The 12,717-nt window shown below is 75.4% G+C and carries 14 protein-coding genes; 10 read left to right on the top strand and 4 right to left on the bottom strand.

From position 1 onward, the window contains the following. Positions 1–235: 235 nt before the first annotated feature. The gene (locus ABT093_RS39535) at positions 236–2,494 is read left to right on the top strand and encodes an MMPL family transporter (protein ID WP_350572342.1); all 2,259 of its coding nucleotides are present in this window, start codon (positions 236–238) and stop codon (positions 2,492–2,494) included. 20 nt (positions 2,495–2,514) lie between these two features. After that, positions 2,515–3,054, top strand: coding sequence for a GNAT family N-acetyltransferase (locus ABT093_RS39530; RefSeq protein ID WP_350572341.1), 540 nt, complete (start codon positions 2,515–2,517; stop codon positions 3,052–3,054). Here the strand turns inward: ABT093_RS39530 and ABT093_RS39525 are convergent. Then, positions 3,038–3,697: a TetR/AcrR family transcriptional regulator gene (locus ABT093_RS39525; RefSeq protein ID WP_350572340.1), complete on the bottom strand. Its 660-nt coding sequence runs from the start codon at positions 3,695–3,697 to the stop codon at positions 3,038–3,040. The two genes, ABT093_RS39530 and ABT093_RS39525, sit on opposite strands and share 17 nt — an antisense overlap. 121 nt (positions 3,698–3,818) lie before the next feature. Between ABT093_RS39525 and ABT093_RS39520 the strand changes: the two genes are divergently transcribed. The 6 genes from ABT093_RS39520 to ABT093_RS39495 all read left to right on the top strand — a co-directional run bounded on the left by ABT093_RS39520 (position 3,819) and on the right by ABT093_RS39495 (position 9,225). Further along, positions 3,819–4,829 carry a vWA domain-containing protein gene (locus ABT093_RS39520; protein ID WP_350572339.1) on the top strand — a complete coding sequence of 337 codons (1,011 nt, stop codon included), beginning with the start codon at positions 3,819–3,821 and terminating at the stop codon, positions 4,827–4,829. 80 nt (positions 4,830–4,909) lie between these two features. Continuing rightward, positions 4,910–5,044 (top strand): hypothetical protein, encoded by a 135-nt coding sequence (locus ABT093_RS39515; RefSeq protein ID WP_350572338.1) that lies wholly within the window; start codon positions 4,910–4,912, stop codon positions 5,042–5,044. A gap of 65 nt (positions 5,045–5,109) precedes the next feature. Then, complete coding sequence (locus tag ABT093_RS39510) at positions 5,110–6,213, top strand: carboxylate-amine ligase (RefSeq protein WP_350572337.1); 1,104 nt, start codon at positions 5,110–5,112, stop codon at positions 6,211–6,213. A 223-nt stretch (positions 6,214–6,436) separates the two neighbouring features. Beyond that, a complete protein-coding gene (locus ABT093_RS39505) occupies positions 6,437–7,192 on the top strand; it encodes a class I SAM-dependent methyltransferase (protein WP_350572336.1) in 756 nt (251 codons plus the stop codon). Next, positions 7,189–7,782, top strand: coding sequence for a DedA family protein (locus ABT093_RS39500; RefSeq protein ID WP_350572335.1), 594 nt, complete (start codon positions 7,189–7,191; stop codon positions 7,780–7,782). Before ABT093_RS39505 ends, ABT093_RS39500 begins: the two co-directional genes overlap by 4 nt. A 156-nt stretch (positions 7,783–7,938) precedes the next feature. Further along, positions 7,939–9,225, top strand: a complete 1,287-nt coding sequence (locus tag ABT093_RS39495; RefSeq protein WP_350572334.1) for a phytase — start codon at positions 7,939–7,941, stop codon at positions 9,223–9,225. A 57-nt stretch (positions 9,226–9,282) separates the two neighbouring features. Here the strand turns inward: ABT093_RS39495 and ABT093_RS39490 are convergent, their stop codons facing one another. Further along, a complete protein-coding gene (locus ABT093_RS39490; RefSeq protein WP_350572333.1) occupies positions 9,283–9,495 on the bottom strand; it encodes a hypothetical protein in 213 nt (70 codons plus the stop codon). Positions 9,496–9,559: 64 nt separating this feature from the next. After that, on the bottom strand, positions 9,560–9,838 hold the full coding sequence (locus ABT093_RS39485; protein ID WP_350572332.1) for a hypothetical protein: 279 nt from the start codon (positions 9,836–9,838) through the stop codon (positions 9,560–9,562). A 95-nt stretch (positions 9,839–9,933) separates the two neighbouring features. Here ABT093_RS39485 and ABT093_RS39480 point away from each other — a divergent pair, with 95 nt between their 5' ends. Then, on the top strand, positions 9,934–10,965 hold the full coding sequence (locus tag ABT093_RS39480) for a YihY/virulence factor BrkB family protein (protein WP_350572331.1): 1,032 nt from the start codon (positions 9,934–9,936) through the stop codon (positions 10,963–10,965). Positions 10,966–10,974: 9 nt separating this feature from the next. Here the strand turns inward: ABT093_RS39480 and ABT093_RS39475 are convergent, their stop codons facing one another. After that, positions 10,975–12,060 (bottom strand): mechanosensitive ion channel family protein, encoded by a 1,086-nt coding sequence (locus ABT093_RS39475; RefSeq protein WP_350572330.1) that lies wholly within the window; start codon positions 12,058–12,060, stop codon positions 10,975–10,977. 191 nt (positions 12,061–12,251) lie between these two features. Between ABT093_RS39475 and ABT093_RS39470 the strand changes: the two genes are divergently transcribed. Beyond that, the gene (locus ABT093_RS39470; protein ID WP_350572329.1) at positions 12,252–12,620 is read left to right on the top strand and encodes a PRC-barrel domain-containing protein; all 369 of its coding nucleotides are present in this window, start codon (positions 12,252–12,254) and stop codon (positions 12,618–12,620) included. The last annotated feature ends 97 nt before the right edge of the window (positions 12,621–12,717 follow it).

Raw genomic sequence — 12,717 nt, 5'->3', positions numbered from 1 at the left:
GGGGCGCGGTGGGGGGGGGTGGGGGCGCGGGCGGCGCGGCCCCCCTGGGGGTCTCCGCCCGGGGGTGTCACCCCCCCCCCCCGGGCGCACGCCGCGCACCGGGGGCGCCGGGTACCCGGGGCACCGCGCACCGCCGACGGGGCGACTACCCGCCGGTACCGGTGCGCGGGGCGGCCCGCGGGGAACGCTGCGCCGGATCGGCGCACAGCCGCGCCAGGAGACCCGGGAGCCGTCCATGCCGCCGTCCGACCGCCGCTCCTCGCCGGCCGCCGCGCCGACGGCCAGACGCGCGGGCCTTCGCCGGCTGGGCGAGTGGTGCGCGCGCCACTCGCTGCTGGTGATCGTGCTGTGGATCGTGGCGCTGGCCGCCGTCCAGGCCGCCAACAAGACGGTCGGCGGCACCTACTCGGACGACTTCTCACTCCCCGGCACCCAGGCCCAGCAGGGCAAGGACGTGCTGCAGGCGCACGAGCCGGCCGCCGCGGGCACCAGCTCCCAGGTGGTGCTGCACGACGCCCAGCCGCTGACCGGCTTCCAGCCACAGATCAGCCAGGCCGTCTCCGCGCTGGGGCAACTGCCGCACGTACTGGGCGCGCAGAGCCCGCTGCCGCCGCCGGGGCAGCCCGCGCCGCCCGGCGGACCGCTCGCCGCCGACGGGCTGACCGGCTACATCACCGTCCGCTTCGACACCAACCCCACCCTGCTCGGCGAGGACTACCTGGCGGGCGTGGACGCCGCCGTCGCCCCGCTGCGGTCCGCCGGGGTGCAGGTGGAGTACGGCGGGCCGCTGGGCGAGCTGGCCAGGCCGGCGCCGGACGACCGGTCCAGCGAGGCGATCGGCTTCGCGGTGGCGATCGTGGTGCTGCTGGTGGGCTTCGGCAGCCTGGTGGCGGCCGGACTGCCGCTGCTGACCGCGCTGTTCGCGGCGGTGGTCGGCCTCGGCGTGCTCGGGCTGATCGCGGCCCTGTCCACCTTCGCGACGGTCGCGCCGACGCTGGCGACCATGATCGGCATCGGCGTCGGCATCGACTACGCGCTGTTCCTGCTCACCCGGCACCGCCAGAACCTCATGGACGGCGTGGACCCGGTCGCCTCCGCCGGGCAGGCGGTGGCCACCAGCGGCCGCGCGGTGCTGGTCTCCGGCTGCACCGTGATCATCGCGCTGTCCGGGCTGTCGGTCTCCGGAATCTCCTTCATCGCCAAGCTCGGGGCCGCCGCCGGCGTCACCGTGGTGTCGGCGGTGCTGGGCGCGCTCACCCTGCTGCCCGCCCTGATGGGCATGATGGGCCGCCACATGGACCGCGTCTCGGTGCGCCACCCGATCGCCGAGACCGGCGGCGCCTGGGGCGAGGAGACCACCGGTGCCTGGCACCGCTACGCCCGGCGGGTCGAGGCGCACCCCTGGCGCTTCCTGGTCGCCGGGGTGGTGGTGCTCGGGGTGCTGGCGATCCCGCTGTTCTCCATCCAGCTCGGCCACATCGACGACGGCGCCGACTCCACCGACTTCACCGACCGCCGCGCCTACGACCTGATGTCACAGGCCTTCGGCCCCGGGTCCAACGGGCCGCTCACCCTGGTCGTCGACCAGAGCGCCGTGGCCGCCGGCGAGCGCCCCGCCGTCCAGGCCTCCGTGCAGCAGGCCCTCACCGGCCTGCCCGGCGCGGCGAGCGTCAGCCCGCTGCAGACCAGCCCGGACGGCGTGGTGCTCTTCGACACCGTCGTCCCGACCACCGCGCCCCAGGACCGCGCCACCACCGACCTGGTGAACCGGCTGTCGGACACCGTGCTGCCGGACGCGGTGGCCGGCACCGGCGCCGAAACCTACGTGACCGGCAACACCGCGGCCCAGGTGGACTTCCTGAACATCGTCTCCAGCCGGCTGGTGCTGATCATCGCGGTGGTGGTCGGGCTCGCCTTCCTGATCATCCTCGCCGTCTTCCGCGGCCTGCTGGTCGCCGTCAAGGCCGCCGTGCTGAACCTGCTGTCGATCGCGGCCTCGTACGGGGTCGTGGTGGCGGTCTTCCAGTGGGGCTGGGGCGGCCCGGCGCTCGGGGTGGCCGGGAAGGTGCCGATCGAGAGCTACGTGCCGATGATGATGTTCGCCATCGTCTTCGGGCTGAGCATGGACTACGAGATCTTCCTGCTCTCACGCGTCCACGAGGCGTGGCTGCGCACCGGCCGCCCGCACGACGCCGTCGCGCACGCCCTGGAGATCACCGCCCGGGTGATCTCCTGCGCCGCGCTGATCATGGTCAGCGTGTTCGCCGCGTTCATCGTCAGCGACAACATCGTCATCAAGATGATGGGCCTCGGCCTCGCCGTCAGCGTGCTCGTCGACGCCACGGTCGTGCGCCTGCTGCTGGTGCCCGCCGTGATGACCCTGCTCGGCGCCGCCGCCTGGTGGACCCCGCGCTTCCTCGACCGGATCCTCCCCCACATCGACACCGAGGGCGAGGGCGAGAAGGTCCAGGAGCGGCCGTCCCAACGGATCTGACCGCCTGTTAGCCTGGCCGGATGGACGAACTTGGATCCGTGCCGTGGCCGCCCGAGCCGATCAGGACCGAGCGACTGGTGCTCCGCCGGCCCGAGGCCCGGGACCGGGCGGCGTTCGTCGAGCTGCTCGCCTCGCCGCAGGTGCACACCTACCTCGGCGGTCCGCGGCCACGCGACGAGGTGGAGCGTGAGCTGTCCGGGGCGCCCGAGCAGTGGCCCGGGAGCTTCGCCGTCGAGCTCGACGGGTCGATGATCGGCCACGTCCTGCTCAGGAGGGCGACGGGGCACCGCCGGCCGGCCGCCGCGGGCAAGGCCGATCTCGGCTATCTGTTCCTGCCGCGGGCCTGGGGGCGCGGATACGCCGCCGAGGCGTGCGCGGCGGCGCTCGGCTGGCTCGCCGGCGTCCTTCCCGGCGAGCCGGTGGTGCTCACCACCCAGAGCGCCAACGCCGCCTCGATGCGCCTCGCGGCGAAGCTGGGCTTCACCGAGGTGGAACGCTTCGAGGCCTGGGGCTCCGAGCAGTGGCTCGGCATGCGGTCCCCGGTCACGCCGTCCGGCTGAGCCGCTCGGCGGCGTCGAACGCGGGCGCGAGCGGGGAGAGCGCCGCGCGGAGCCGCTCGGCCAATGAGCCGGCCGGGACGACGAATCCCGCGGCGCCGAGGCTCCCGGCAGCCTCGGCGCTCCCGGCCGGCCGCAGCCAGCCCTCCAGCGCGATGCGGACCGCGGCGGCCGCGCTCGCCGCGAGAACGCGGGCCGTGGGCGCTCCGGTGTCTCCCAGGCGCTCGGCGAGCACGGCCGCGAGCGGGGGCTCGATGCCGGCGGTGGCGTCCAGGAACGCCTCGCGCAGCGCGGTCCGGGTGATGATCAGCAGCAGCGCCCGGGGGTCGTGCTCACCGGCGTGCGCGTACTGCTCGACCACGGCGTCGGTGACGGCGTCGGCCAGCCGCACGTCCGCGGGCCGGGCCGCGACCGCCGCCGCGATCCGCGCCTCCCGGTCCGCGGTGACGGCCGAGACGATCGCCTGCTCGCGGCTGGCGAAGTAGTTGTTGTAGGTGCGCGGCGAGACCCCGGCCGCCTCGGCGATGTCCTCGACCCGCACCTGGTCCGGGCCGCGCTCCACGGCCAGGCGCAGCGCCGCCTCGCGCAGCGCCACGCGCGTGGCCCGCTTCTTCCGTTCCCGCAGCCCCGGTGGTGGTGTCGTCACGGCGCCAGCCTCCCATGCCGCGATGCGCGCACGCAAACTTGCGTGCGCGCATTTTTCCTGTCAGCCTCGACCGGGACCGAGCGAGAACGACTGGGAGGGCGTCCGCATGAGGGCCAGGGGAATGACCTACGACACCGGATTCGTCGTGCACGGCCGGACATCCCGCGAGGACTTCGATCCCGCGGTGGTCCGGCGCGAGCTCGCCGTCATCCGCGACGACCTGCACTGCAACGCGGTCCAGATCATCGGCGGCGACCCGGAACGGCTGGAGCTGGCCGCCGCTGCCGCCGCCGGGCTCGGCCTGGAGGTCTGGTTCTCGCCCTATCCGCTGGAGCTGGATCCGGAGCGGATCCTCACGCTCTTCCGCGACTGCGCCGAGCGGGCGGAACGGATCCGGCGGCAGGGGGCCGAGGTCGTGTTCGTCGCGGGGGTCGAGCTGAGCGTGATGAACCACGGATTCCTGCCCGGAGCGAGCCCCGAGGAGCGGGTCGAGCGGCTGCTGGGCCGCCCCGAGCGGCGGGCCGGGGCGATGCGCGAGCTCGGTGTGCGCCTCAACGCCTTCCTCGGCGAGGCCGCGGCGGCGGTGCGCGAACGCTTCCGGGGCAGGCTCACCTACGCGTCCATCCAGTTCGAGCAGGTCGACTGGACCCCCTTCGACATCACGACGTTCGAGCTGCTCCGCTCCGCCGAGGTCGCCGACCGGTTCCGGGAAGCGGTGCGGACCCTGGCCCGGGGACCGAAGCCGCTCGCCATCACCGGGTTCGGCACCGCGGCCTACCGCGGCGCGGGAGACCGCGGCGGCCGGGTGCTGGACGTGGTCGAGTACGACCCGCACACCAGGGCCCCCGTCCGGCTGAACGGCGTGTACGAGCGCGACGAGGCCGGCCAGGCCGCCTACCTGACCGAACTGCTGGAGATCTTCGAGACCGAGGGCGTGGACAGCGCGTTCGTGTTCCTGTTCGCCCTGCCCGGCTACCCGCACCGTCCGGAAGGCGACCCCAGGGACGACCTGGACCGGGCCGGCCTGGGCATCGTCAAACTCCTCGAAGGACGCCGGGGGCGGACCTACCCCGACATGGACTGGGAGCCCAAGGCGGCCTTCGCGGCCGTGGCGCAGCGGTACCGGCGGTGAGGCGCCCCGTGCGCGGATGACAGGTGGTCAGGACCACCGGGGCCGGCGCCGGCCCCGGTGGTCCTGACGACGGCGGTCCCATGTCCCGGGCACACGGCTGGCTGCCGCTGGGCGCGTTCTTCGCGGCCCGGGCGGAGCGCACCCGCCGTCCGGACCACGACCCGGCGGCGGGCCGGGCCCGCTCCGCCGAGGCCCCGCTTCCCGACGCCGTGTGACGCCGCTCGCCGGGGGCGTGCAGCGGGTGGGGCGTGGAACGCGCGGTTCCGGGTAACGGCGGTTCATGCTGACACTCGGAGTCGAGGAAGAGTACCTGCTGATCGATCCTCGGGACGGCACCCCGCTCCCCCGGGCCGCCGAGGTGCTGGCGGCGGCCGACCTCGCGCCGGCGCTGCGGCCGGAGGAGGCCCAGCACGAGCTGCTCCAGGTCCAGGTGGAGACGGCCACCCCGGTCTGCGAGGACCTCCCGGCGGTGGTCCGGCACCTGTCGCGGGTGCGCGCCGGGCTGACCTCGGCCGCCGCGCAGCACGGGTGCCGGGTCGTCCCGGTCGGTGCGGCGCCGTTCGGACTGGACGACCCGGTGCCCGTGACCGACGGCACCCGCTACCGCCGGGCCCGCCGGCAGGCGCCCGCGCTGGTCGACGACCTGATGCTCAACGGCATGCACGTGCACGTCGGCATCGAGGACGAGGAGGAGCGCGTGGGCGCCCTGGTGCGGCTGCGCCCCTGGCTGCCGGTGCTGATCGCGCTCTCCGCCAACTCGCCCTACTTCCGGGGCCGGGACACCCGTTTCGCCAGCTGGCGGACGGTCCACTTCGACCAGTGGGCGGTCAGCGGCCCGCCGCCCGCCTTCGCCGACGCCGCCGACCACCGGCGGCGGGTGGCCGCCCTGCTGGCGGCGGGCGCGGTCGCCGACGAGGGCCAGCTCTACTGGCACGCCCGGCTGTCCGCCCGCTACCCGACGGTGGAGGTGCGCGCCGCCGACGTCCAGCTGACGGTCTCCGACGCCGAGCTGTTCGCCGGTCTGGTCCGCGCCCTGGTGGTACGGGCCGTGCTGGACGAGCGGGCCGGGCATCCGCGCCCGGCCGTCCCCGACGAACTGCTGCGCGCCGCCACCTGGCACGCCGCCCGGACCGGCCCGCGCGGCAGGCTGGTCTCCCCGCTCGACGGGACGGCCCGGCCGGCCGCCGAGGTGGTCGGGGAGTTCCGCGCCCACCTCGCCCCGGGGCTGGAGGCCACCGGGGACACGGAACGGATCGCGGAACTGTGGCGGGCCTTCGAGCGCGAGGGCAGCGGCGCGGACCGCCAGCGCCGCTGGTACCAGGAGGGCGGCCGGGAACGGCTGGCCGAGCAGCTGGTCGCCTCCACCGTCCGGCCGGAGCGGTGAGGCGACCGCCACCGGCTCCCCCGGCCCCGGTGACGCCGTCGGTGCGAAGCAGCGGCCGGTCGCCCGGCCGGGCGCTGATCGTGTCCTCACCCTGCCGATCGTGGGGACGCGCGGCACCGTGGGCCCGCGACGACCGGCTATGGTGTGCCCCCGACTTTCGTAGGGGGTGAGCGTCGCACAACGGCCGAACCGGTGAGGTCCGCCGGTTCCTACCGTCGAATCCATGACCCACACCCCCGCCCGCACCGCCCCCGCCTCCGCAGCCGGGCCGGTCCGCACCGACGGCTGGGCGTTCCTGCGCGAAGCCGTCCGCGACCTGCGCACCACCGGCGCGGTCGCCCCCTCCGGCCAGGCCCTGGCCCGCAGCCTGACCGACCCCGTCCGCGCGCGGTCCCCGCGCCCGCTCGCCGTGCTGGAGGCCGGGGCCGGCACCGGCGCCGTCACCCGCGCCCTGCTGTCCCGGCTTCCCCGCGGCAGCCGTCTGGACGTCGTCGAGGCCAACCCCCGCTTCACCGCCCGCCTCGACCACCTCGTCGACACCGCCCCCGCCGCCCGGCACACCCGGGTCACCGTCCACCAGGCCCTGGTCGAGGACCTGGCCACCGACCGGCGCTACGACGTCGTCGTCTCCGGCCTGCCGCTGACCAACTTCACCCCCGAGCAGGTGGAGCGGATCATGGCCCGCTACCTGGACCTCCTGCACCCCGGCGGCACCCTCTCCTACTTCGCCTACCTCGGCACCCGCCGCGCCCGCACCCTGTTCGCCTCCCGCGCCGAGGCCCGCCGCCACGCCACCGTCGACGAGATCATGACCGCCTACCAGCACCGCTACGCCACCGGCCGCTGGACGGTGCTCGCCAACCTGCCCCCCGCCCACGTGTGGGAACTGCGGCGCCCCGAGAGCCCCGCCGACCGCGTGCGTCCGCTCGCCACCCCGCTCGGCGTGCCCCGCGCCCAGGGGGATGGTGTGCTGTGGTGAACTTCCTGACCGACGCCCTCGCCCACCTGCCGCCGCCCGCCGTGTACGCACTGCTGGCCGCGGTGGTCTGCGCCGAATCGGTTCTGCTGCTGGGCGCGTTCACCCCCACCCTCGCCCTGCTGCTGACCTCCGGCGCCATGGCCCGGGCCGGTTCCGTCAGCCTGCCCCTCGTCATCGCGGCCGCCGCCGCGGCAGCGGTCGCGGGCGACTACCTCGCCCACCGCACCGGAGGCGTCCTGGGCGGCCGTCTGCGCGCCGGCGGCGTCGGCCGCCGCGTCCCGGCCGCGGCCTGGCAGCGCGCCGAGACCCTCATGGCCCGCCATGCCGGCCGGGCCGTCTTCCTCAGCCGCTTCGTGCCCGTCGTCCGCACCCTCACCCCGCACCTCGCGGGCGCCACCCGCCTGCCCTACCGCGCCATCGCCCCCTACAGCGCGAGCGCCGCCGGCCTGTGGGCCGCCGCCGAGGCCGGCATCGGCTACGCCGCGGCGACCTCCCTCGAACGCCTGCTCACCCTCGGCGGCCCGGCCCTGGCAGTCGTCGCCGTCACGGCCGTCGCGGGCGCGGTGCTGTGGGCGGGACGGCGCGGCTGACACCGCCGGGCACGAGCATCCCGCCGGGCCGGCCCGGCTCAGCTCCACGGGCTTTCGCGACGTGTTCACCTACCGGCCACCACTTCGTCGCGGACATGACCGTTGGCACCGTGATCGTTTTCCCTGCCAGGGCAAATCCCTCATGAAGGAAGAAACATGACGATCCGTCTGGCCGCTCGCGCGTCCATGCTCGTGCTCTGTACGGCACTCGCGGCCTCCGTCGCCCTTCCGGCGCAGGCCTCCTCGGTCGCCGGCGTCCGGCCGAAGGCCGAGACCGCGCCGCTGTACGACGACGAGGCCGGTGGCAACGCCAACGCGGACGACCCGGCGATCTGGCGCAACGCCGCCGACCCGGGCCGCAGCCTGGTGATCGCCACCGCCAAGCAGGGCGGCCTGCGGGTCTACGACCTGGACGCCCACCAGGTCCAGTCGGTCCCCGCCCCGGCCGGACCGGGCACCGACGACAAGCCCGGGCGCTTCAACAACGTCGACCTGGTGCAGGGCCTGCGGCTGGCCGGCGCCCGCGCGGACGTGGCGGTGGTCAGCGACCGCGGCAACGACCGGCTGCGGATCTACCGCATCGACCGGGACAAGCCCGGCGGCCCGCTCACCGACGTGACGGACGCGGGTGTGCGGCCCGTGTTCTCCGCCGACCAGGCCGAGATCAACGACCAGAAGACCGCCTACGGCCTGGCCACCTGGACCGACCGCAGGACCGGCCGCTCCTACGCCCTGGTCAGCCAGCGCAACAGGACCCGGATCGCCCTGCTGGAACTGGTCGCCACCCCCGCCGGCACGGTCGACTACCGCCAGGTCCGCACGATCGACCTGCCGTCCTCCTTCCGCCTGCCCAACGGCGCCACCTGGACGCCCTGCGCCGAACCGGGCGAACTGCCCCAGGTCGAGGGCATGGTCGTCGACCCCGCCGACGGCACCCTGTACGCGGGGCAGGAGGACGTCGGCATCTGGCGCATCGACGCCGGACTGACCGGCACGCCGACCCTGATCGACAAGGTGCGCGAGTACGGCGTCCCCGGCACCTACGACGAGCAGACCGAGGAGTGCACCCCCGGCGCCGACCCCGGCTACGGCGGCAAGCGCCTGAGCGCCGACGTCGAAGGGCTCACCCTGGTCACCGAGCCGGACGGCGACGGCTACCTGCTCGCCTCCAGCCAGGGCGACGACACCTTCGTCGCCTACGACCGCGAGCGCGACGACGACAACGAATTCGAAGGCGCCTTCCGCATCACCGCCGCCTCCACCGCCCTCGACGGCTCCGAGGTCTGCGACGGCGCCGCCGCCCTCAACGCCCCCCTCGGCGCGCGCTACCCGAACGGCCTGCTCGTCGTCCAGGACGGAGAGGAAACCCCCGCCGACGGCGACCGCGAGGCCACCGGCTTCAAGTTCGTCGACCTCGGCGAGGTCCTCAGCGCGATCGACTGACCCGCGAGGCCGGCGCACGGTGCCGCACCGTGCGCCCGCCGCACTCCCTCGGGCCGGTCAGGGCCGGTCGTCCGGGTCACCGCCGTCGGGATCGCCGTCCGGGTCGTCCACGTCGGACTCGTCGGACTCGTCGGGCTCGTCGGGATCCAGCCGCCGGGCCCGGCCGGGTTCGACGGTGGTCGCGTCGCCCTCCGGCCCGTCGGTGCCTTCGTCGCCGGTGTCATGGTGCAGCGGCACGCCACCCGCGCCGCCCTGCGGGATGTCCTCCACCGTCGTCTCCTCGCCTCGTCGCGGATTCCTCCGGTCGCTTCGCGCGTGCCCGGGGCTCGCCGGGTCAATCCGCCCGGCGGCAACCGCGCAGCAGGCCGAAGGCCGCCCCGATGAGCCCGGCCCAGCCGGCCAGCGCCGTCCAGAACACCTCCGGGGCGCAACCGCGCAGTCCGGCCGTCAGCAGGGCCAGCGACAGCAGGCCGAGGGTCAGCACACTGCGGGGCCGCCCGCCGCACAGCGCCTCCCAGGCGCGGCCGCGCAGCCACAGGGCGACGCCGTGCGGCGTCACCGGTCCGGCGCGGCCCCGCCGCCGCCCGTCCGCCGTCCGTTCCGGCCGGTCCACCGTGTCCGCCTCCTCGCGGTCGCCGTGTTCGCCGGCGCTCGGCTTCCCCGGTTCCGGCGGGGCTAACGTCCCGATCCGGGGGCAGACGCGCCCGCGTGAACCCGATCGAACGCGCCCTGCGCGCGCTGGACGGCCTCCAGCAGCGCCACCGTCCGCCCGCCGTCGTCGTCGGTGTCGTCAAGAAGTACGGGGACGACCGCGGCGGCCTGCTCTGCGCGCTGCTCACCTACTACGGCTTCGTCGCGCTCGTCCCGCTGCTGCTCCTGCTCAGCACCGTCCTCGGCTTCGTCCTGCACGGCCACCCGGAGGCGCAGCAGGCCGTGGTGGACTCCGCGCTCGCCGACTTCCCGATCATCGGCGACCAACTGCGCCAGAGCACCCACTCGCTCCAGGGCAGCGGCCCGGCGCTGGTGATCGGCGTGCTCGGCCTGCTCTACGGCGCGCTCGGCGTCACCCAGGTGCTCCAGCACGCGATGGCCGAGATCTGGAACGTGCCGGGCGTGCGGCGGCCCGGGTACTTCCCCCGGCTGGCGCGCGGGCTGCTGCTGTTCGCCGTCCTGGGCGGCGGGCTGGTGCTGACCACGGCCGGCGCCGCGCTGGTCGGCACCACGCTGGGCGGGCTGCCCGCGCGGATCGGGGCCCTGGTCGTCTCGGCGCTGCTGAACTCCGCCCTGTGCCTGGCGTGCTTCCGGGTGCTCACCCCGAAGGACGTGCCGACCCGGGCGCTGTGGCCGGGCTGCCTGCTGGCCGGACCGCTGTTCACCGCGCTGCAGGCCTTCGGCTCGCTGCTGGTCGCGCACCAGCTGCGGCACGCCGGGCAGGTGTACGGCTTCTTCGCGACCGTGATCGGCCTGCTCTCCTGGCTCTACCTGACCGCGCAGATCACCGTGTACGCCGCGGAGACCGACGTGGTGCTCGCGCGCCGGCTGTGGCCGCGCAGCCTGCTCCAGCCGCCGCTGACCGAGGCCGACGAGCAGGTGCTCGCCTCGGTCGCCCGGCAGGAGGAACGGCGGCCCGAGCAGCGGGTCGACGTCTCCTTCCACGACCCGGACGACGGGGATCGGAACGGCGGGGATCGGGACGGCGGGGATCGGGACGGCGGGGCCGCTCCCGGTCGGGGCCGGTGAGCGGGCCGCCTACGGCCCGGTGGAGGCCGGGCCCGCGGTGCCCGGGCGGGCCGCGTCCGGGCGGGCGCCGGGGGCCTCCGTCACCGAGACGCGCGGCAGGGCGTACGGGTGGTGGTCGCGCAGGTAGCCGATCAGGTGCTCGCGCAGCTGGCAGCGCAGTTCGTAGGCGTGGTCGGCGTTCGCGGCGGTGGCCAGTGCCCGCACCACGATGGTGGTGGGCGTGGTGTCGACGACCTGGAGGGCGCTGCCCTCGCCGTCCCAGAGCGGGTGGCCGGCCAGGAAGGCGTCGAACTCCTCGCGCAGCTTGCCGACCGGGGCGTGGTGGTCGAGGTGGAGCAGCGCCGTGCCGGTGATCCGGCTGGACCGGCGCGACCAGTTCTCGAACGGGCGGCCGACGAAGTACGACATCGGCATCACGATCCGCCGCTGGTCCCAGGTCGCGATCACCACCGCGGTGAGGGTGATCTCCTCGACCGTGCCCCACTCCCCCGCGACCACCACGACGTCCCCGATCCTGGCGAGGTCGCCGAAGGCCATCTGGACGCCGGCGAAGACGTTGGCGAGGGTGCTCTGCGCCGCCACGCCCGCCACCACGCCGACCAGGCCCGCCGAGGCGAGCAGGCTGGTGCCGATGCCGCGCACCGCCGGAAAGGTCATCAGGACGGCGCCCAGCGTCACCAGCCCGATCACCGCCTGGCAGATCCGGCCCAGCAGGTCCGCCTGGGTCCGGGCCCGGCCCGCCCACGCCGGGTCACGGCGGTGCACGGCGAGGCGCACCGTGCCGTTCACGAGCAGCACCACCACCCGGGCGCCCAGCCAGCCGCCGCTGACGATGGCGGCGATCAGCACCAGGTGGCGCAGGTCGTCGCGGGCGGCGAGCGGCGCGTCGATCCACGGCAGCGCGCCGAGCACCAGCAGGCAGGCCGTCAGCGCCAGCAGCGGCCGGCGGCAACGGGCCAGGACGCGCGGCACGCCGGTGGTGCGGCCGCGGGCGGCCGGCCGCCGGGACAGCGCCAGCGCGGCCCGGTCCGCGCCGTACGCGAGGACGACCGCCGCCAGGCCCGCGAGCGCCAGCCGCACCAGACTCCACCCCATGTCCCGCTCCCCTCTCGCGTCTCTCCTCGTGGACGCCGGGGCGCGAGCGCCCGGCCCGCGGCCCGTCTTTCCCGGCTCGCCGCGCCCACACCTGCCGCGGGTGGCATGGTCCGCGCGGTCCGGGGCATCCGAGCACCGCGCACCCGCGGCGGCGGGGCGCAGCGGACCCACGACGGAAGGGAGCAGGACACATGGGCGAGGACGTCAACCTCTGGCAGTTCCGGGACACGGCCGGCCACACCGCCGGCACCGACCTCATCGGGTTCCACGTGGAGGCCGTCGACGGCTCCGTCGGCAAGGTGGACAAGCTGTCCGAGGAGGTGGGATCGCAGTACCTGGTCGTCGACACCGGGCCGTGGATCTTCGGCCGGCTGGTGCTGCTCCCGGCCGGAACGGTCATCCGCGTCGAGATCGGCGAGAAGACCGTGTACATCGACCGGACCAAGGACGAGATCAAGGAGAGCCCCACCATGGGCGCGGCCGAGAGCGACCTGGGGCCCGACTTCCGCGACCGCTACGCGCTCTACTACGCGCCGTTCTACGGCGGCCGGTTCTACTGACGGCCCGGGCGAACGGCCGCCCCCCGGCCCCCGGGCCGGGGGGCGGGCCCCCCCGTGGCGGGGCGCCCCCCCGCCGCCGGGCGCGCGCTCCCCCCCG

The organism is Kitasatospora sp. NPDC002551, assembly GCF_040296005.1.
Taxonomy (GTDB): domain Bacteria; phylum Actinomycetota; class Actinomycetes; order Streptomycetales; family Streptomycetaceae; genus Kitasatospora.
Note: the sequence above shows the minus strand (reverse complement) of the source record. Positions and strands in the feature narration are given on the sequence as shown.

What these genes read in the sequence shown, in the direction of transcription:
- ABT093_RS39510 (WP_350572337.1), top strand. Translation starts at nt 5,110, where the DNA reads ATGCTGACACTCGGAGTCGAGGAAGAGTACCTGCTGATCGATCCTCGG.
- ABT093_RS39520 (WP_350572339.1), top strand. Translation starts at nt 3,819, where the DNA reads ATGACCTACGACACCGGATTCGTCGTGCACGGCCGGACATCCCGCGAG.
- ABT093_RS39495 (WP_350572334.1), top strand. Translation starts at nt 7,939, where the DNA reads ATGACGATCCGTCTGGCCGCTCGCGCGTCCATGCTCGTGCTCTGTACG.
- ABT093_RS39535 (WP_350572342.1), top strand. Translation starts at nt 236, where the DNA reads ATGCCGCCGTCCGACCGCCGCTCCTCGCCGGCCGCCGCGCCGACGGCC.
- ABT093_RS39470 (WP_350572329.1), top strand. Translation starts at nt 12,252, where the DNA reads ATGGGCGAGGACGTCAACCTCTGGCAGTTCCGGGACACGGCCGGCCAC.
- ABT093_RS39505 (WP_350572336.1), top strand. Translation starts at nt 6,437, where the DNA reads ATGACCCACACCCCCGCCCGCACCGCCCCCGCCTCCGCAGCCGGGCCG.
- ABT093_RS39515 (WP_350572338.1), top strand. Translation starts at nt 4,910, where the DNA reads ATGTCCCGGGCACACGGCTGGCTGCCGCTGGGCGCGTTCTTCGCGGCC.
- ABT093_RS39530 (WP_350572341.1), top strand. Translation starts at nt 2,515, where the DNA reads ATGGACGAACTTGGATCCGTGCCGTGGCCGCCCGAGCCGATCAGGACC.
- ABT093_RS39475 (WP_350572330.1), bottom strand. Translation starts at nt 12,060, where the DNA reads ATGGGGTGGAGTCTGGTGCGGCTGGCGCTCGCGGGCCTGGCGGCGGTC.